This window comes from Mycobacterium sp. NPDC049093 (assembly GCF_040704635.1).
Lineage (GTDB): Bacteria > Actinomycetota > Actinomycetes > Mycobacteriales > Mycobacteriaceae > Mycobacterium.
This window is the reverse complement of the sequence record NZ_JBEZJS010000004.1, coordinates 616571-634670: the sequence shown is the minus strand read 5'-3', so window position 1 is coordinate 634670 and position 18100 is coordinate 616571. Positions and strand designations below refer to the sequence as shown.

The window sequence follows — 18100 nt, the reverse complement described above, 5'->3', positions numbered from 1 at the left end:
AGGCTTGGTCAGGCGGGAACGCGGCTGATCTGGTTGACCATCGCCAGTTCTCGGCCGCGGTCGACGATAATCGGGTCGCCGTTCTTGAAGAACACCGTCTGGTCCCAGCCGTACACGGTGATGTCGTTGATGACATTGTCGGCGACGATCACGTTGGACGTCCCCTGAACCGTGATCGCCCAGCAGGTGCCCAAGGCGTTGACCCGGTTGTTGGATCCGTTGACGAGCAGCGTGGCGTTGTTGCAGTCGATTGTCTGTTCCAGGCTCTGGCCGGTGACGGTGGTGTCACCGTTCTTGGCTGCGGCGCCGGGCGCGCCGACGGTGAGCGCCAACGGCAATGCGACCAGACCGGCCATCACTGTCCGGCTCACAGCTGTCCAATTCACGATGAGTTCCCCTTCCGATGCGCTGCGAGAAGAGTACGTGGCGCTGTCGCGGTGACGGCAGGTGTTCGTCAGTTTGACGGGCGGTTGCCGACGGGTCGCGTGTGGTGTCGGTGCTGGGTACCGTGTTCAGCAATGCGTCGGTGTGTTGTTCATGCTGCTGCCGTGGCAGTCACAGCCGTGGTGACCGTCGCGGGGTGTTCGCACACCATCGACGGGGCTGCCCGCCGTGCGTCGGCCGATACCGCCGATCCCGATCGCAGTTTCGGCTACGTCGACGACCGGTGCGGTCTGTTGGTCGACAGCACGGTCCAGGAGATCCTTGCCGCAGACAATGTGGTGCGCCCGTACAGCGGCGCGGTGTGCCAGTACGTGTTGTCGCGTAAGACCGGCGGGACGCCGAACGCCGGCGGGCCGGCAATGCTCGACGTGATCTTCTCCTGGTTCGAAGAAGGGTCCCTGGATCGGGAGCGGGCGGTGGCCCGCAGTCGCGACGCCCAGATCACCGACACCGTGCTGGAGCGGCACCAGGCATTCCTCGCCCGTCGCGATGTCACCGGCGCGGCCTGCTCGGCGACCGCCTCGGCCGGATCGGGCGTCATCAGTTGGTGGGTGCAGTTCCGTCGCGCGGCCGGTGCCGGACCGGCTGCCAAGGGCGACCCCTGCCAGGACGCCAAGAAGCTGCTCTCGGCCACCCTGCAATCGGAACTCTGACCCGTGACGCATCGCTGCCTCGCCGTGAGGTACTTGGTCGGCTTCGCAGCCGCAGTGGCGTTGCTGACCGCCTGCGGGCCGTCGGACACGTCGCCGGCTCCCGGGCCTGCGGCTCCCGGCGGCGGTTTCCATGGCGCGGACTGCAACGGGGTCACCGATGCCGATATCACCGATGCCGTCGGATCGTCGATGTTCACCAAGGCCGTGGTCAGCGACAACGGGTGCTTCTGGCAGGAGAACTCGGTGCTGGGCACGTTCGGTGCCGGCATGGGCATCTCCACGTGGTGGTACCGGGGCAGCGACATGGACACCGAACGGACATTGGAGACCCGGGCCGGACGCACGCTCACCGAATTGTCGATCGACGGGAACAAGGGCTTCCGGGCGGCCGACGCAAATGTGTGCAGCATCTATGTGGCCAAAGGCGAAGACGTCATCACGTGGTCGATCCAGACGATGAATCCGGCCACGCTGCCCGATCTGTGTCAGGTCATCGAGAAACTCGCGCGGCTCAGTCAGGGCCGGGTCAACTGATCTGCGCTGTCTGAGGGGCTACAGTTTCACGGCGACCCCAACGGTGGGGTCGATCACATCGACTCGAAGGCAGTACCTACATGTCAGCTCGGCCGGAGCCACAGGCGGCTGGCACTCGACGCTCTCCGTCACGGCCGGCGCGGACCACGAAGCTCAGCCGTGACGCGATTGTCAATGCGGCGTTGACGTTCCTGGACCGTGAGGGTTGGGACGCGCTGACCATCAATGCCCTGGCCAATCAGCTCGGCACGAAGGGCCCGTCGCTCTACAACCACGTGGACAGCCTGGACGACCTGCGACGCACGGTCCGGATGCGGGTGATCGACGACATCATCGAGATGCTCAACACCGTCGGCTCCGGCCGCACCCGTGACGATGCCGTGTCGGTGATGGCCAGCGCCTACCGCAGCTACGCCCACCACCATCCGGGTCGCTACTCGGCTTTCACCCGGATGCCGTTCGGCGGTGACGATCCGGAGTACTCGGCTGCCACCAGGAACGCGGCCGGACCGGTCATCCAGGTGCTGACGTCTTATGGGCTGGAAGGCGAGGATGCCTTCTACGCCGCGCTGCAGTTCTGGTCGGCTCTGCACGGCTTCGTACTCCTGGAAATGACCGGGGTTATGGACGATATCGACACCGATGCGGTATTCACCGATATGCTGCGACGACTGGCCGCCGGTATGGGGCAGCGAGAGTCGTAGCGTCTGACCTGGGGATAGGTCGTCGTGAGCGGGTTTGGTTCGGCGAGGCCAGCCCTGGTATCGTGGTAGATCGTGCCTGGCCGGAAGACGCCTGCGGCTGAGTGTTTCGCAAGCGTGCCCGCACGCCGGGCCAATCTGCATGTCTAACACGCATCGGAATTCCACCGGTGTAAGCACGTGCGACACGCCCGGACGCGGGGTACGCGGCCGGGGGATAACTGCAGTACAGAGACTTAGAACAGTAGAGAGCAACACAGAGAAAGCCGGTACATGCCAACCATCAACCAGCTGGTCCGCAAGGGTCGCCGCGACAAGGTCGCGAAGGTCAAGACCGCGGCCCTCAAGGGCAGCCCGCAGCGCCGTGGTGTGTGCACCCGCGTGTACACCACCACCCCGAAGAAGCCGAACTCGGCGCTTCGCAAGGTCGCGCGCGTCAAGCTGACCAGTGGGGTTGAGGTCACCGCCTACATCCCCGGTGAAGGCCACAACCTGCAGGAGCACTCGATGGTGCTGGTGCGCGGCGGTCGTGTGAAGGACCTTCCGGGTGTCCGTTACAAGATCATCCGCGGGTCGCTGGACACCCAGGGCGTCAAGAACCGCAAGCAGGCCCGTAGCCGCTACGGCGCCAAGAAGGAGAAGAGCTGATGCCGCGCAAGGGTCCCGCGCCGAAGCGTCCGTTGGTCAACGATCCGGTCTACGGGTCGCAGCTGGTCACTCAGCTGGTCAACAAGGTTCTGCTGGACGGCAAGAAGTCACTGGCGGAGCGCATCGTCTACGGTGCGCTGGAGCAGGCTCGCGACAAGACCGGCACCGATCCGGTCGTCACCCTCAAGCGCGCGCTCGACAACGTCAAGCCCGCCCTCGAGGTGCGTAGCCGCCGCGTCGGTGGTGCCACCTACCAGGTTCCGGTCGAGGTTCGCCCCGATCGCTCCACCACCCTGGCTCTGCGCTGGCTGGTCAGCTTCTCCAAGGCCCGGCGTGAGAAGACCATGATCGAGCGCCTCGCCAACGAGATCCTGGATGCGAGCAACGGTCTGGGTGCAGCTGTGAAGCGCCGTGAGGACACTCACAAGATGGCCGAAGCGAACCGGGCTTTCGCGCACTACCGCTGGTGATACCCGCGCCCGGCATCCAGCGTCGGGTGCCGGTACGCGCGCAATCGAACACCTAATCAAGCAAGCGAAAGAGTTGGGAAGACTTCCGTGGCACAGGACGTGCTGACTGACCTGAACAAGGTCCGCAACATCGGCATCATGGCGCACATCGACGCCGGCAAGACGACGACGACCGAGCGCATCCTTTATTACACCGGCGTCAATTACAAGATCGGTGAGACGCACGACGGTGCCTCCACCACCGACTGGATGGAGCAGGAGCAGGAGCGTGGTATCACCATCACCTCCGCAGCCGTCACCTGCTTCTGGAACAACAACCAGATCAACATCATCGATACCCCCGGGCACGTCGACTTCACCGTTGAGGTGGAGCGCAGCCTGCGTGTGCTCGACGGTGCCGTTGCCGTCTTCGACGGCAAGGAGGGTGTTGAGCCCCAGTCCGAGCAGGTGTGGCGTCAGGCCGACAAGTACGACGTGCCCCGGATCTGCTTCGTCAACAAGATGGACAAGCTCGGCGCGGACTTCTACTTCACCGTGCAGACCATCAAGGACCGCCTCGGCGCCAAGCCGCTGGTGATCCAGCTGCCGATCGGTGCCGAGAACGACTTCGAGGGCATCATCGACCTGGTCGAGATGAACGCCAAGGTGTGGCGCGGCGAGACCAAGCTCGGTGAGAGCTACGAGACCGTCGAGATCCCCGCGGATCTGGCCGACAAGGCCGCCGAGTACCGCAGCGAGCTGCTGGACACGGTCGCCGAGACCGACGAGGCGCTTCTGGAGAAGTACCTCGGCGGCGAAGAGCTCACGATCGACGAGATCAAGGGCGCCATCCGCAAGCTGACCGTGGCCAGCGAGCTGTACCCGGTGCTGTGTGGCAGCGCGTTCAAGAACAAGGGTGTGCAGCCGATGCTGGACGCCGTCATCGACTACCTCCCGTCGCCGCTGGATGTCGAGTCCGTCAAGGGCCACGTCCCCGGCAAGGAGGACGAAGAGGTTCTGCGCAAGCCGTCCACCGACGAGCCGTTCGCCGCGCTGGCGTTCAAGATCGCCGTGCACCCCTTCTTCGGCAAGCTCACCTACGTGCGCGTGTACTCGGGCAAGGTCGAGTCCGGTGCGCAGGTCATCAACGCCACCAAGGGCAAGAAGGAGCGGCTGGGCAAGCTGTTCCAGATGCACGCCAACAAGGAGAACCCGGTCGAGTCGGCCTCCGCTGGTCACATCTACGCCGTGATCGGTCTGAAGGACACCACCACCGGTGACACCCTGTGCGATCCGAACCAGCAGGTCGTGCTGGAGTCGATGACCTTCCCCGATCCGGTGATCGAGGTGGCCATCGAGCCCAAGACCAAGAGTGACCAGGAGAAGCTGGGCACCGCGATCCAGAAGCTCGCCGAAGAGGATCCGACCTTCAAGGTGCACCTGGACCAGGAGACCGGCCAGACCGTCATCGGCGGTATGGGCGAGCTGCACCTGGACATCCTGGTGGACCGCATGCGTCGCGAGTTCAAGGTTGAGGCCAACGTCGGTAAGCCCCAGGTGGCCTACCGCGAGACCATCCGCCGCAAGGTGGAGAAGGTCGAATTCACCCACAAGAAGCAGACGGGTGGCTCCGGCCAGTTCGCGAAGGTGCTCATCGACCTCGAGCCGTTTGTCGGCGAGGACGGTGCCACCTACGAGTTCGAGAACAAGGTCACCGGTGGCCGCATCCCGCGCGAGTACATCCCTTCGGTGGATGCCGGTGCGCAGGACGCCATGCAGTACGGCGTGTTGGCCGGCTACCCGCTGGTGAACATCAAGGTGACGCTGCTTGACGGCGCCTACCACGAGGTCGACTCCTCGGAAATGGCGTTCAAGGTGGCGGGTTCGCAGGTGCTGAAGAAGGCTGCTCAGGCGGCCCAGCCGGTCATCCTGGAACCCATCATGGCTGTCGAGGTCATTACACCCGAGGACTACATGGGTGACGTGATCGGCGACCTGAACTCCCGCCGTGGTCAGATCCAGGCCATGGAGGAGCGCAGCGGTGCGCGTGTCGTCAAGGCGCAGGTGCCGCTGTCGGAGATGTTCGGCTACGTCGGCGACCTTCGGTCGAAGACCCAGGGCCGGGCTAACTACTCCATGGTGTTCGACTCGTACGCCGAGGTTCCGGCGAACGTGTCGAAGGAGATCATCGCGAAGGCGACGGGTCAGTAAGCTCGTCGCGGCAACTGTCGCGGCTCACAACTGAACACATCATCATTGCTTTAACCAAAGCACCAACAAGTCCAGGAGGACACCACAGTGGCGAAGGCGAAGTTCGAGCGGACGAAGCCGCACGTCAACATCGGGACCATCGGTCACGTTGACCACGGCAAGACGACGCTGACTGCAGCAATCACCAAGGTTCTGCACGACAAGTACCCCGATTTGAACGAGTCGCGCGCATTCGACCAGATCGACAATGCGCCTGAAGAGCGTCAGCGCGGCATCACGATCAACATCTCCCACGTGGAGTACCAGACCGAGAAGCGGCACTACGCCCACGTGGACGCCCCCGGTCACGCCGACTACATCAAGAACATGATCACCGGTGCCGCCCAGATGGACGGCGCGATCCTGGTGGTCGCCGCGACCGACGGCCCGATGCCGCAGACCCGCGAGCACGTTCTGCTGGGCCGTCAGGTGGGTGTGCCCTACATCCTCGTGGCGCTGAACAAGTCGGACATGGTCGACGACGAGGAGCTCCTGGAGCTCGTCGAGATGGAGGTCCGCGAACTGCTGGCCGCCCAGGAGTTCGACGAGGATGCCCCGGTTATCCGCGTCTCCGCGCTGAAGGCGCTCGAGGGCGACCCGAAGTGGGTCAAGTCGGTTGAGGACCTCATGGAGGCCGTCGACGAGTCGATCCCGGATCCGGTTCGCGAGACCGACAAGCCGTTCCTGATGCCCGTCGAGGACGTCTTCACCATCACCGGTCGTGGCACCGTGGTGACCGGTCGCGTCGAGCGTGGCGTGATCAACGTCAACGAAGAGGTCGAGATCGTCGGCATCCGCCCGACCACGACCAAGACCACCGTCACCGGTGTGGAGATGTTCCGCAAGCTGCTCGACCAGGGCCAGGCGGGCGACAACGTCGGTCTGCTGGTTCGTGGCATCAAGCGCGAGGACGTCGAGCGTGGCCAGGTTGTGGTCAAGCCCGGCACCACCACCCCGCACACCGAGTTCGAGGGCAGCGTCTACATCCTGTCCAAGGACGAGGGTGGCCGCCACACGCCGTTCTTCAACAACTACCGTCCGCAGTTCTACTTCCGTACCACGGACGTGACCGGCGTGGTGACCCTTCCTGAGGGCACCGAGATGGTGATGCCCGGTGACAACACCGACATCTCCGTCAAGCTGATCCAGCCCGTCGCCATGGACGAGGGCCTGCGCTTCGCGATCCGCGAGGGTGGCCGTACCGTCGGCGCCGGCCGCGTTACCAAGATCATCAAGTGATGATCTGACCTAGCACTGCGAAAGCGGCGCTCACCTTCGGGTGAGTGCCGCTTTTGTATTTCCGGTGTGTTCTTGCTGCGTCCGGTGTAACGGCTGTGATAGGTGAGACGATCTTTATTGCATAGGTGAGCTACACGGGTTGGGGACGGACATGGTGCGACGGAAACGGGCATTGGCCTCGGTGGCTTCGGCTGTCGTGCTGGCCGGCACGGCGGTCGGATTTGCGGCGGGTGTGGCGCAGGCAGCGCCGGGATGCCCGGACGTGCACTGGATCGGCGTCGCCGGTTCGGGTGAGCGTGACGATCCCACGGTCGACGCCGGCATGGGCCGGGTGGTCTACAACTCGCTGCGTGATCTGTCCCAGTGGGTGCAGCAGGACGGTCGGACGATTACGGCCGAGGCAGTGGCCTACCCGGCGGCCCCGGTGCCGGCGGACGGCGATCTGCTGGGCTGGGGCGGTTTCATGAGCAGTGTCGACGCCGGGGTGGCGGCGCTGGGGAACCAATACGCGGCGTTCACCCAGCGGTGTCCCTCCAGCGAGGTTGTACTTGCCGGGTATTCGCAGGGCGCGATGGTGGTCCACCGTAACCTGGCAGGCTTGGCGGGCAGCCCGAATCTGGCTGCGGCTCTGTTGGTCGCCGACGGAGACCGCCTGCCTGCCGATCCCACCGTGAACCTGGGCACGGCCACCGCAGTGAGCACCAGGAAGGGTGTCGCGCAGGACTGGCCGATCCTGGCCCATGCGCCGGGCCCCATGTCGCCCTCGGTCGGCAGTCGCACGATCAGCGTGTGCGATCGCGGCGACGCGGTCTGTGACTACGATTCGGACGACGAAGAAGTGACGGCCACCGCTATCGCCGTGCACACCAGCTATGCCCGTTCGAGCGGCGGCGGCTACCGCTGGACCTGGCCGCTGTACCGGATGCTGGGCCCGTCGCCCATGCAGCAGCAGACCGTGCCGGTGGGCGGGTCGACGGATGGAGTCGTTCACTCCTGATCTCGGCGGCTGTTGGCGCTAATCTGATGGCGCCCAACCGACGGCAGGAGCCTGCGATGTCCACTTTCTGGCGGTACGTACGCATTCAGGCCTTCGTGCTGTTGTGTGGCATCGTCGGGCCCATCTTCCTGGTCATCTACTTCGTCGCGGGCGGCGATCCGATGATGAAGTGGATGTTCTGGGCCGGCCTGTTGATCACCGCGATCGACATCCTGATCGCGCTGGGGATCACGGCAGCCGGTGCGAAATCGGCGGCGCAGAACGAGAAACTCGAACAGGTCGGCGTGCTGGCCCTGGCCCAGGTCACCGGCATCCACGAGACCGGCACCCGCATCAACGAGCAGCCTTTGGTGAAGCTGGACCTGCAGATCTCGGGACCCGGCATCGCACCGTTCGCCACTCAGGATCGCGTGCTCGCCTCGGTGTCGCGGCTTCCGATGATCACCAACCGCAAACTGGTCGCCATGGTGGACCCGACCACCAACGAGTACCGGATCGATTGGGAGAGAAGCAGTCTGGTCAGCGGTCTGATGCCCGCGACGTTCACGATCGCGGAGGAGAACAAGACCTACGACCTCACCGGTCAGTCCGGCCCGTTGATGGAGATCCTGCAGATCCTCAAGTCTCACGGCATCGCCATCAACAACATGGTCGATCTGCGGGCCAACCCGGCGGCCCGCGAACAGGTTCAGGCCGTCGTGCGGCGCGCGGCCGCGCAACAGGCGCCGGCGCCGGCGCCCTCGGTTGCCGCGCCTGCAGCGGCCCCGTTCATGGCTCCGCCGGCCCCGTCGACCGCTCAACGCCTTCAGGAACTGGAGACCCTGCGTGCCACCGGTGCCGTCAGCGAAGAGGAATACGCGGCCAAACGACAGCAGATCATCGCCGATCTCTGATCAGGCGGTGGATGAACCCGCGCAGGCCCCGAGTGACCAGCCCCGATCGGCGGTCCTCCCACTGATCGGTATCGGCCAGGAACACGTTCTACTTCTGCTGTTAGCCTGTGGCCAGGCTCACTGAAAGGACCCTGGGATGGCGGCAGGTAACGGAACACTGGAAGGTCGCGTGGCATTCGTCACCGGCGCTGCACGCGGACAGGGGCGTGCGCACGCGGTGCGGTTGGCCAACGAGGGTGCCGACATCATCGCGATCGACGTCTGCCGGCCCGTCGACGGCACAATCACCTATCCGGCCGCGACATCGGAGGATCTGGCCGAGACCGTTGCCGCCGTGGAGGCTGCGGGCCGCAAGGTGCTCGCACGCGAGGTCGACATCCGCGACCTGGCGGCACAGCAGCAGGTGGTGGCCGACGGCGTCGAGCAGTTCGGCCGGCTCGACATCGTGGTGGCCAACGCCGGTGTGCTCAGCTGGGGTCGGTTGTGGGAGCTGAGCCCCGAGCAGTTCGACACCGTCATCGACGTCAACCTCAACGGCACCTGGCGGACCATCCGGGCCGCGGTGCCCGCCATGATCGAGGCAGGCAACGGTGGATCGATCATCATCGTCAGCTCCTCGGCCGGTGTGAAAGCCACCCCGGGCAACGGCCACTACGCTGCCTCCAAACACGGGCTGGTGGCGTTGACCAACACGCTGGCTCTCGAGGTGGGCGAGTACGGCATCCGGGTCAACTCGATCCATCCCTACTCGATCGACACTCCGATGATCGAGCCGGAGGCCATGGCCGAGATCTTCTCGAAGTTCCCCAGCTTCCTGCACAGCTTCGCCCCGATGCCGTATCACAAGGTGACCGACGGCAAGAACGAGGGACTTGCGGCCTTCATGGCGCCTGAAGAGGTCGCCGACGTGGTGGCGTTCCTGGCCAGTGACAACTCGGCAACGCTGTCGGGCAGCCAGATTGCCGTCGACCGCGGCGTGCTCAAGTACTGACCTTTCCGCGAGCCTTTCCCGGCGAGCAGACGCCCCGGTACCCGGAAACGGGCCAACCCGGGTGCTTCCGCGTCTGCTCGCCGGGGTTAGCCCGGTAGGACCAGAACCGGAACCGGGCTGTGCCGCAGGATCTTTGACCCGTGCGAGCCCAGGAAAACCCGGGCGACCGCGCCGCCGGGTGAGGTTCCGATCGCCAGGATCTCGCCCTCGATCCAGTCGATGGCATCGATCGCCTCGCTCCAGTCGTTGCCGGTGACGACCTTCAGATCGACGTCCTCGCCGATCACCTTCTCGTCTCTCAGCCGGATCATCGCCTGCCGGGCCTGTTTCACCCACTCTTGCAGGATCGCGTCCTCGGCATGTAGCCCGACGGTCGGTGGGTACATGTTGCGTCCCCGCACTGCGAATGTGGCCAGCCGCATCGGCGTAGCCAGTCGCCGGCTCAGGTCGGCGACCTGCTGAACCACCGCCACTGCTTCGAGTGAGCCGGGGTAGGCGCACGTGATACGTGCCAGCGCAGCAGATTTCGACCGACGGTACCCGCGCGGGCTGATCGCCAACGGAACCGGGCAGCAGTGCAGCAGCCGGTCGGCGGTCGAACCGACCACCACCTGGCCCAGTTGGCCATCGGACGCCGAACCGAGAACGAGCACCTCGGCGCCGAGCGAATCGACGGCTTCCAGCAGTCCGCCGGAAACCGACCGGTGCGCGAACTTGTGGAAGCTGACGTCGAGGCGATCGTCGAGTGCGGATACGTGTTGCCGCGCCTGCTCGGCCGACGAGGCTGCCAACTGCGCTGCGTACTCGGCATATTCGGCGTCGACGCGCGCCGGTGACGGGTTCAGCCACGGACGCGGTACGACGGTGGCCACGGCCAGTGAGGTGTTCAGGGTGCGGGCCGCGCCGACTGCGAGGTGCAGCGCCGACGCTCCGCCCTTGCCGGCCAGATACCCGACGACGACGGTCATCGGCTGTCCTCGGTTCTGGGAGTGGTCTTGACGTCGTCCTCGCCGGCCGCCGCACCCGGGATGTAGCCGTCACCGCCGTCGTTCAGTGCGCTGTGATGGCGGCTCCACAGCAGGTAGAACGCCAGGACGAAGGCGACCCAGAGGCTGAACCAGAGCCAGGTGATGTGTGGCAGGCCGTAGAGCACGAACAAACAGGCCAGCACCGAAAGGACCGGTGTCACCGGGTAACCGGGAACCTTGAAGGCCCGCGGAAGATCCGGTTCACGCACCCGCAGGATGATCACCCCGACCGACACCACGATGAATGCCACCAGGGTGCCGATCGACACCAGGTCCCACAGGTAGTCCAGCGGCACCAACCCGGCCAGGGTGCCGGTCACCATGGCCACCACGATGGTGTTGTTCACCGGAGTCATGGTGCGCGGGTTCACCTTTGCGAACATCGGCGGCAGCAGGCCGTCGCGTCCCATCGCGAACAGGATGCGGGTCTGGCCGTACATCACCACCAGGGTCACCGAGAAGATCGAGATCACCGCTCCCATGGCCAGCACGGTGCTGGCCCAGGTCTGGCCGTGCAGGATGTTGGTGAGCATCACCGACAACCCGGCCTCGGACTGCTCGTCGGACCCGAACTCGTCCGCGGATTGCGTGCCCAGGCCGGCGAACGCCACCAGGATGTAGATGCTGGTGACGACGATCAGTGCTCCGAGGATCGCCCGCGGCATGGTCTTCTGCGGGTTCTTCACCTCGTCGCCCGCAGTGGACACCGCGTCCAGGCCGATGAACGTGAAGAAGATGGTGCTGGCCGCGGCGGTGATGCCGGTGAACCCTTTCTCCCAGAACCCAGCGAAGTGATCGGTGGTGAACGCGGTGAACGCGATGGCGACGAACATGCCGAGCACACACAGTTTGAGGAGCACCATGACGGTGTTGACCGCGGCGGACTCGCTGGCGCCGCGGATCAGCAGGAGCGCACACATGACGATCAGGACTGTCGCCGGCAGGTTGATCAATCCGGGGTTGTCGCCCCATGGGGCCGCGGACAGGGCGTGCGGCAACCGCCAACCGAAGAGGTTGTCCAGCAGTTGATTGAGATAGCCGCTCCAACCGACCGCGGTGGCTGACATCGAGACGCCGTATTCGAGAAGCAGGCAGGCCGCGACGCCCATCGCGATGAACTCGCCCATGGTGGTGTAGGCATAGGAGTACGTGGAGCCCGAAACTGGTACGGCCGCTGCCATTTCCGCGTAGCAGATGGCCGACAGCCCCGCCGCGACGCCGGCGACCAGGAACGACACCAGCACTGCGGGGCCGGCTTTGGGGACGGCCTGCTGCAGCACGATGAAGATGCCGGTGCCGACGGTGGCGCCGACGCCGAACAGCGTCAGCTGGAATGTGCCGATACTTCGTTTGAGGTGGTCGGACGCGCCGTGGGCGACAGGTGCTCCCATGACCGGCCTGCGCCGCAACATCTGGCTGGTCAGGTTGTTGGCTGGGGCGGACATGGTGCCTCCTTGCGGCCGGTCAACCGATTATCGGCGCGCCTCGGCCAGGGTGTCAGCGAATCGGTCAACGGCCCAGTCGAGCTCGTCGGCGGTCACCACCAGGGGTGGGGCGAACCGCAGCGTCGATCCGTGGGTGTCCTTCACCAGCACACCACGCTCGGTCAACGCCAGGCCGAACTGCTTGCCGGTGCCCAGATCCGGGTCGATGTCGACTCCTGCCCACAGGCCCAGGCCACGCACGGCCGTCACGCCGTGCCCGATCAACCCGGTGAGCCGGCTGTGCAGATGCTCCCCGAGTTGGGTTGAACGGAGCTGGAATTCGCCGCGGCGCAGCATGCCCACCACCGTGGAGCCGATAGCGGTGGCCAGTGGATTGCCGCCGAAGGTCGAGCCGTGTTCGCCGGGGTGCAGCACACCGAGGACATCGCGGTCGGCAACGACCGCGGACAACGGCACCACGCCACCGCCCAGTGCCTTACCGAGCAGGTACACGTCGGGCACCACACCCCAGTGCTCGCAGGCGAAGGTTCGGCCGGTGCGGGCCAGTCCGGACTGGATCTCGTCGGCGATCATCAGCACGTTGTTGCGGGTACAGATATCGCGGACACGTGGCAGGTAGTCGGCGGGCGGGACGATGATGCCCGCCTCTCCTTGGATCGGTTCGATCAGGACGGCGGCCGTGTTCTCGTCGATCGCTTCGGCCAGCGCCCGATGGTCGCCGAATGGCACCGAGCGGAATCCGGGGGTGTAGGGCCCGAAGCCGCGGCGGGCGGTGTCGTCGTCGGAGAAGCTGATGATGGTGGTGGTGCGACCGTGGAAGTTGTTGTGCGCTACGACAATGTTCGAGCTGTCGGCTTTCATGCCCTTGACGTCGGTGCCCCACTTGCGGGCCACCTTGATGCCGCTCTCCACGGCCTCGGCGCCGCTGTTCATCGGCAGCACCATGTCTTTCGCGCACAGCCCGGCCAGTGCCTCGGCGAACGGCCCGAGCCGGTCGGAGTGAAAGGCGCGGCTCACCAGCGTCAGCCGGTCCAGTTGGGCGTGGGCGGCGGCGATGATCTCCGGGTTGCGATGACCGAAGTTGACGGCCGAGTAGGCAGCCAGGCAATCGAGATAGCGGCGGCCCGTCACATCGGTGATCCAGGCCCCTTCTGCGCTTTCGGCGACCACGGGCAGTGGTGAGTAGTTGTGGGCGACATGGCGATCGTCGAGCGCGATCGCGGCGGCGGTCGCAGGGTCCGGGGCGGCCTGACCGTCCACTCTGTCCAGCATGGTCATCGATACCGCTCCAGGGTGCAGCATTTGACGGATCCGCCGCCTTTGAGGAGTTCGGACAGGTCGACGCCGATCGGCTCGAAGCCGGCCCGGCGCAACTGGTCGGCGAATCCCGTGGCGGCGGCAGGCATCACGACGTGCCGGCCGTCGGACACCACATTGAGGCCGAGGACGAAGGCGTCGGCGGAGCCCACTTCGATTGCGTCACCGAACAGGTCGGTCAGACGCTTTCTGGCCGCGGCAGTGAAGGCCGGGGGGTGGTAGGCGATGGTCGAGTCGTCGAGTACGGCCAGCGCGGTATCGAGGTGATAGAACCGCGGGTCGACCAGTTCCAGACTGACCACGTCAAGGCCGGTAGCGGCCCCGATCTCGTCGTGGGCACGTCGGTCGGTGCGAAAACCGTATCCGGCCAACAAGGTTGATCCGACGAGCAGCAGGTCGCCCTGGCCCTCGTTGATGTGATCGGTGAACACGGTCCGGTAGCCGGCGGCGGTCATCCACTCGGCGTAGGCGTCGGCCTCACCGGCGCGCTGAGGGTAGGCGAAGCGGGCGACCACGGCGGTGTCGCCGACGACGAAGCCGCCGTTGGCGGCGTAGACCATGTCGGGCAGACCGGCGCGCGGGGCGACCAGGTCGACGGTGTGGCCCAGGTCGGCGTACACCCGGCGCAGCGTTTCCCACTGTGACAGTGCGAGCGCGGAGTCAACGGGGGTGGCGGGGTCCATCCACGGGTTGATGGCGTATTCGACGGTGAAGTACTGCGGGGCGGTCATGGCGTAGTGGCGGTTTGTCGCGGTCCGCGCGGGTGGCACTGCGGTCCCGGCGGGGGCTGTGGACCCGGATGCGGGCGCAGTTTCAGGCATGACTTCATCGAAAATCGTCATGATTCGACGATATGGAGCCGCTGTGACGCAATCAATCGCTCCTTGTTGCGTCTTGAGCAGGGATATATTGCATGAACCGTCATACTGCGGCGGTTTGTTGCGTGGAGGTGGGAAATGGAGCGTCTGGACGACACCGACGAGCGGATCCTGGCCGAACTCACCGAGAACGCCAGGGCGACGTTCGCCGAGATCGGACACCGCGTGAACCTGTCGGCTCCCGCGGTGAAGCGCCGGGTGGACCGGATGGTGTCCGACGGGGTGATCCGGGGCTTCACCACCGTGATCGATCGCAACGTGCTGGGGTGGCGCACCGAGGCTTACGTGCAGGTGTTCTGCCAGGGCACGATCGCCCCGGATCAATTGCGCACGGCCTGGATCGACATTCCCGAGGTGGTCAGTGCGGCCACGGTCACCGGTACCGCCGACGCGATCCTGCATGTGCTGGCTCGCGACATGCGCCACCTCGAAGAGGCACTGGAACGCATCCGGTCGACGGCTCGGATCGAGCGCAGCGAGAGCATCGTGGTGCTCACGAATGTCATCGAGCGGGGCCGGTCCTGATGTGACCCAGCGGCCTGCGCAAACATAGGGTGACGCACAACGCTTAACCGCGATCGTGTAAAAACCCCACGTGACTACTTCAACGGGATCAGCAGCGGGCATCGTCATCGTCGGCGGCGGCCTGGCCGCGGCCCGGACGGCCGAACAGCTGCGCCGGTCGGAGTACGGCGGGCCCATCACGATCGTCAGCGACGAGGACCATCTGCCCTACGATCGGCCGCCGCTGTCCAAGGAGGTGCTGCGCGCCGAGACGGACGACGTCACCCTCAAGCCGGCCGAGTTCTACGCCGAGAACAACATCGCGCTGCGGCTCGGCTCCGCTGCCCAGTCGGTGGACACCGCCGCCAAGACGCTGAAGCTGGCCGACGGCAGCGACGTCGCCTACGACGAGCTGATCATCGCGACCGGGCTGGTGCCCAAGCGCATCCGCTCCTTCGGCGACCTGGCCGGAATCCACGTGCTGCGCAACTACGACGAGAGCATGGCGCTGCGGGAGCACGCCGGTAAGGCCCGGCGGGCCGTGGTGGTCGGTGCCGGCTTCATCGGCTGCGAGGTGGCCGCGAGCCTTCGCAAGCTCGGTGTCGAGGTGACGCTGGTGGAGCCGCAGCCGACCCCGCTAGCCTCGGTGCTGGGCGAGCAGATCGGGGCCCTGGTGACCCGGTTGCACCAGGCCGAGGGCGTCGACGTGCGCTGCGGTGTGGGGGTCAGCGAAGTGCGTGGCGCCGACAAGGTCGAGGAGGTCGTGCTGGGCGACGGCACCGAACTCGACGCCGACCTGGTGGTGGTCGGCATCGGTTCGCACCCGGCGGTCGAGTGGCTCGAGGGCAGCGGGATCGCGCTCGACAACGGCGTGGTGTGCGACGAGGTCGGGCGCTCCAGTGCCGCAGGCGTGTGGGCCATCGGCGATGTCGCATCGTGGCGCGATCACGTGGGTGACCAAGCGCGCGTTGAGCATTGGAGCAACGTCGCCGATCAGGCGCGAGCAATGGTGCCGGCGATCCTGGGCCAGGAGGCCTCGCCCGTCGTGTCGGTGCCGTACTTCTGGAGCGATCAGTACGACGTCAAGATCCAGTGCCTCGGTGAGCCCGAGGCCGACGATGTCGTGCACGTGGTCGAGGACGACGGCCGCAAGTTCCTGGCCTTCTACGAGCGCGACGGTGTCGTGGTCGGCGTGGTCGGCGGCGGCATGCCCGGCAAGGTGATGAAGGCCCGCGGCAAGATCGCCGCAGGCGCTCCCATCTCCGACGTCCTGGGCTGACTTTTCCTCGCGGTTAGACCTGGCCGAGGTAGAAGCGGACACCCTGGTCGTCGGTGCACTCGGCCATGAAGCCGTAGTCCTGTCGTGACGGCTGCTGCAGCACGGTGCCGCCTGCCTCGCGGACCCGGGCGACCGCGGCGTCGATATCGGCGACCGTCCACATCGGCACAGCGGTGGCTCTCTCGGCGCCGCCGGCCACCCCCGACATCGGCTGACTGCCCTGTACGCCCCAACCGTCGTTGATCCGGCCGGGTTCGAAGGTCCAGAAGAAGACTCGGCTGTAGAACTCCTTGAACGCCGTCGAGTCGGGCACCTCGTAGGTGAGGTACGAAAGCTCGCCTGGCCCTGCGCCGTTCAGTTCCGGCCGCGGCGTGCCCGGTGTCGGCAGGAACACTGCGAACGGGGTGCCGGCCGGATCGGTGGCGTCGAGCACGGTGCCGAAGTCGAATTCCTGGGTCTGGCCGGGTTGGCCGCCGCCGGCGAGGATCGCCTGGCGTGCTCCGTCCAGGTCGGTCACCGCGTAGCAGCAGAACAGGTTGCCGGCGCCCGCGACGCTGAAGATGCCGATGGGCTGTCGCGTGTTGGTGACCTGGCCGGTGGCCGGGTCGTAGGTCCAGCCCAGCACGTGGCCGTAGAAGGCCGCGGCGCGTGCGGCGTCGGGAGCCCACACCGAGACGTATCCGACATCGCCGTGCTGGATCGTGACGGCCGCGCCGGTGACCGGTCCGGACAGCATCCACCGGTGGCCGAACGGGTCGATGATCGTGGCGTTGCGCGCCCCGTAGTTCTCGTAGGGCTCCCGGTGCACGACGGCGCCGAGCGCGCGCGCCCGTTCCATGGCGGCGTCGGTGTCGGCCACATGCAGCATCAGACTCACCGAATTAATCTGTGATACAGGTGCTTTGAGGCCCAGCTCGGGGTATTCGTCGGCCAGGTACAGCACGCCGTCACCGATCCGCAGCTCGGCATGTCCGATGCGGCCGTCGTCCATCTCGTACGTCTCGCCGACGACGGACGCGCCGAAGACATCGGCATACCAGGCGATGGCCTCACGGGCACCGGCCACGGCCAGGTACGGGATCGCGGCCGCGGCGGGCCGCGAATCGGGCCCGGGCCGTGGGGGAGCCGGGGTGGCCGGCGTGGCCGCGGGCTCGTTCAGTTCGGCGATGGCAGTTTCGGTTCCACTCATGTCAACTCCTTCGGTGCGTTGGGGAAGGGTGAGCGCCGATTCCAGCCGCGCGCGCAGCCGGGCGGCGAACGCCGGGTCGGGGGAGACCGGTGGGTCGTCGCCGCTGAGCACGGTCAACGGATCGTGGCTGTTGATCACGACGTCCCTCCCTCCGGTGTCGGGTACTGGGCTCTGAAGGCTCGGCGGGCCCGGACCAGCAGAGCCTCGGTGGCATGCACCGTGCGCCCGATCAGCTCGGCGCATTCACCCACCGAGCAGTCGTCGAGGTAACGCAGGGCGAGCACGGTGCGGTGCTGTTCGGGTAGCCGGGCCAGAACCGCTTCGGCGACAATGCGATCCAGTTCCGCGTCCCAGTCATCGGCCGGGTCCACCGGTTCGGGCAGTTCGGCCACCGGCACGGTGAACCGGTCGTGGCGGCGGCGGTAGTGGTCGGCGAGTTTGTGCCTGGCCACCCCGATCAACCACGGCACCGAGATCTGCGGCGGCGACGGTCTGCGGGCCGCGTCCATGGCGGCCAGGAACGTCTCCGACGTCAGGTCTTCGGCGGTTCCGCGGTCGCCGCAGCGGCGTACGAAGTAGCCGTACACCGCAGGCAGGGCCTCGTCGTAGCACCTCAGCAGCGCCCGCGGAGCGTCTGTTTCGGCGCTCACACCCTTATCGT

The 18100-nt window shown here is 66.1% G+C and carries 19 protein-coding genes; 12 read left to right on the top strand and 7 right to left on the bottom strand.

The window, feature by feature from the left end:
* Window positions 1–8: 8 nt before the first annotated feature.
* Entirely contained in the window at window positions 9–356 is a 348-nt protein-coding gene (locus tag AB0876_RS18745; RefSeq protein WP_413784937.1) for a DUF3060 domain-containing protein, read from the bottom strand.
* Window positions 357–518: 162 nt separating this feature from the next.
* Here AB0876_RS18745 and AB0876_RS18740 point away from each other — a divergent pair, with 162 nt between their 5' ends.
* From AB0876_RS18740 to AB0876_RS18695, 10 genes are all read left to right on the top strand, one after another.
* Window positions 519–1097, top strand: coding sequence for a DUF3558 family protein (locus tag AB0876_RS18740; RefSeq protein WP_526042589.1), 579 nt, complete (start codon window positions 519–521; stop codon window positions 1095–1097).
* Between the two features lie 24 nt (window positions 1098–1121).
* Window positions 1122–1631 (top strand): DUF3558 domain-containing protein, encoded by a 510-nt coding sequence (locus tag AB0876_RS18735; RefSeq protein ID WP_064959291.1) that lies wholly within the window; start codon window positions 1122–1124, stop codon window positions 1629–1631.
* Between the two features lie 80 nt (window positions 1632–1711).
* Window positions 1712–2335, top strand: a complete 624-nt coding sequence (locus AB0876_RS18730) for a TetR/AcrR family transcriptional regulator (protein WP_055110023.1) — start codon at window positions 1712–1714, stop codon at window positions 2333–2335.
* A 270-nt stretch (window positions 2336–2605) separates the two neighbouring features.
* Window positions 2606–2980, top strand: a complete 375-nt coding sequence (rpsL, locus tag AB0876_RS18725; RefSeq protein ID WP_003881867.1) for a 30S ribosomal protein S12 — start codon at window positions 2606–2608, stop codon at window positions 2978–2980.
* Window positions 2980–3450 (top strand): 30S ribosomal protein S7, encoded by a 471-nt coding sequence (rpsG, locus tag AB0876_RS18720; RefSeq protein WP_003881868.1) that lies wholly within the window; start codon window positions 2980–2982, stop codon window positions 3448–3450. Before rpsL ends, rpsG begins: the two co-directional genes overlap by 1 nt.
* A gap of 87 nt (window positions 3451–3537) precedes the next feature.
* Complete coding sequence (fusA, locus tag AB0876_RS18715) at window positions 3538–5640, top strand: elongation factor G (protein ID WP_064932890.1); 2103 nt, start codon at window positions 3538–3540, stop codon at window positions 5638–5640.
* A gap of 87 nt (window positions 5641–5727) precedes the next feature.
* Complete coding sequence (tuf, locus tag AB0876_RS18710) at window positions 5728–6918, top strand: elongation factor Tu (RefSeq protein WP_003881870.1); 1191 nt, start codon at window positions 5728–5730, stop codon at window positions 6916–6918.
* Between the two features lie 151 nt (window positions 6919–7069).
* Window positions 7070–7915, top strand: a complete 846-nt coding sequence (locus tag AB0876_RS18705; RefSeq protein ID WP_448448214.1) for a cutinase family protein — start codon at window positions 7070–7072, stop codon at window positions 7913–7915.
* Window positions 7916–7971: 56 nt separating this feature from the next.
* Window positions 7972–8808 (top strand): SHOCT domain-containing protein, encoded by an 837-nt coding sequence (locus AB0876_RS18700; RefSeq protein ID WP_499049194.1) that lies wholly within the window; start codon window positions 7972–7974, stop codon window positions 8806–8808.
* A 136-nt stretch (window positions 8809–8944) separates the two neighbouring features.
* Window positions 8945–9799, top strand: a complete 855-nt coding sequence (locus tag AB0876_RS18695; RefSeq protein ID WP_448448215.1) for an SDR family mycofactocin-dependent oxidoreductase — start codon at window positions 8945–8947, stop codon at window positions 9797–9799.
* Between the two features lie 86 nt (window positions 9800–9885).
* Here the strand turns inward: AB0876_RS18695 and AB0876_RS18690 are convergent, their stop codons facing one another.
* From AB0876_RS18690 to ddaH, 4 genes are read right to left on the bottom strand one after another with little or no spacing between them, the layout of a single operon-like run.
* Complete coding sequence (locus AB0876_RS18690; RefSeq protein WP_448448216.1) at window positions 9886–10767, bottom strand: universal stress protein; 882 nt, start codon at window positions 10765–10767, stop codon at window positions 9886–9888.
* On the bottom strand, window positions 10764–12272 hold the full coding sequence (locus AB0876_RS18685) for an amino acid permease (protein WP_448448217.1): 1509 nt from the start codon (window positions 12270–12272) through the stop codon (window positions 10764–10766). Before AB0876_RS18685 ends, AB0876_RS18690 begins: the two co-directional genes overlap by 4 nt.
* Before the next feature lie 27 nt (window positions 12273–12299).
* Window positions 12300–13550, bottom strand: a complete 1251-nt coding sequence (gene rocD / locus AB0876_RS18680; protein ID WP_526042588.1) for an ornithine--oxo-acid transaminase — start codon at window positions 13548–13550, stop codon at window positions 12300–12302.
* The gene (gene ddaH, locus AB0876_RS18675) at window positions 13547–14320 is read right to left on the bottom strand and encodes a dimethylargininase (RefSeq protein ID WP_064886397.1); all 774 of its coding nucleotides are present in this window, start codon (window positions 14318–14320) and stop codon (window positions 13547–13549) included. Before ddaH ends, rocD begins: the two co-directional genes overlap by 4 nt.
* A gap of 225 nt (window positions 14321–14545) precedes the next feature.
* On the opposite strand from ddaH, the gene AB0876_RS18670 reads away from it, so the two are divergent.
* Both AB0876_RS18670 and AB0876_RS18665 read left to right on the top strand, forming a co-directional pair.
* Entirely contained in the window at window positions 14546–14992 is a 447-nt protein-coding gene (locus tag AB0876_RS18670; RefSeq protein ID WP_526042587.1) for an Rv2324 family transcriptional regulator, read from the top strand.
* A 70-nt stretch (window positions 14993–15062) separates the two neighbouring features.
* Window positions 15063–16250: an NAD(P)/FAD-dependent oxidoreductase gene (locus tag AB0876_RS18665; protein WP_064886304.1), complete on the top strand. Its 1188-nt coding sequence runs from the start codon at window positions 15063–15065 to the stop codon at window positions 16248–16250.
* A gap of 13 nt (window positions 16251–16263) precedes the next feature.
* Here AB0876_RS18665 and AB0876_RS18660 read toward each other — a convergent pair whose 3' ends face one another.
* A complete protein-coding gene (locus AB0876_RS18660; protein ID WP_499049210.1) occupies window positions 16264–17577 on the bottom strand; it encodes a VOC family protein in 1314 nt (437 codons plus the stop codon).
* The gene (locus AB0876_RS18655; RefSeq protein WP_055111492.1) at window positions 17574–18089 is read right to left on the bottom strand and encodes an RNA polymerase sigma factor; all 516 of its coding nucleotides are present in this window, start codon (window positions 18087–18089) and stop codon (window positions 17574–17576) included. Before AB0876_RS18655 ends, AB0876_RS18660 begins: the two co-directional genes overlap by 4 nt.
* Between the last annotated feature and the right edge of the window lie 11 nt (window positions 18090–18100).

What these genes read in the sequence shown, in the direction of transcription:
- AB0876_RS18670 (WP_526042587.1), top strand. Translation starts at nt 14,546, where the DNA reads ATGGAGCGTCTGGACGACACCGACGAGCGGATCCTGGCCGAACTCACC.
- AB0876_RS18690 (WP_448448216.1), bottom strand. Translation starts at nt 10,767, where the DNA reads ATGACCGTCGTCGTCGGGTATCTGGCCGGCAAGGGCGGAGCGTCGGCG.
- rpsG (WP_003881868.1), top strand. Translation starts at nt 2,980, where the DNA reads ATGCCGCGCAAGGGTCCCGCGCCGAAGCGTCCGTTGGTCAACGATCCG.
- AB0876_RS18740 (WP_526042589.1), top strand. Translation starts at nt 519, where the DNA reads ATGCGTCGGTGTGTTGTTCATGCTGCTGCCGTGGCAGTCACAGCCGTG.
- AB0876_RS18695 (WP_448448215.1), top strand. Translation starts at nt 8,945, where the DNA reads ATGGCGGCAGGTAACGGAACACTGGAAGGTCGCGTGGCATTCGTCACC.
- ddaH (WP_064886397.1), bottom strand. Translation starts at nt 14,320, where the DNA reads ATGACCGCCCCGCAGTACTTCACCGTCGAATACGCCATCAACCCGTGG.
- AB0876_RS18700 (WP_499049194.1), top strand. Translation starts at nt 7,972, where the DNA reads ATGTCCACTTTCTGGCGGTACGTACGCATTCAGGCCTTCGTGCTGTTG.
- AB0876_RS18685 (WP_448448217.1), bottom strand. Translation starts at nt 12,272, where the DNA reads ATGTCCGCCCCAGCCAACAACCTGACCAGCCAGATGTTGCGGCGCAGG.
- AB0876_RS18705 (WP_448448214.1), top strand. Translation starts at nt 7,070, where the DNA reads ATGGTGCGACGGAAACGGGCATTGGCCTCGGTGGCTTCGGCTGTCGTG.
- rpsL (WP_003881867.1), top strand. Translation starts at nt 2,606, where the DNA reads ATGCCAACCATCAACCAGCTGGTCCGCAAGGGTCGCCGCGACAAGGTC.
- AB0876_RS18730 (WP_055110023.1), top strand. Translation starts at nt 1,712, where the DNA reads ATGTCAGCTCGGCCGGAGCCACAGGCGGCTGGCACTCGACGCTCTCCG.
- AB0876_RS18745 (WP_413784937.1), bottom strand. Translation starts at nt 356, where the DNA reads ATGGCCGGTCTGGTCGCATTGCCGTTGGCGCTCACCGTCGGCGCGCCC.
- rocD (WP_526042588.1), bottom strand. Translation starts at nt 13,550, where the DNA reads ATGACCATGCTGGACAGAGTGGACGGTCAGGCCGCCCCGGACCCTGCG.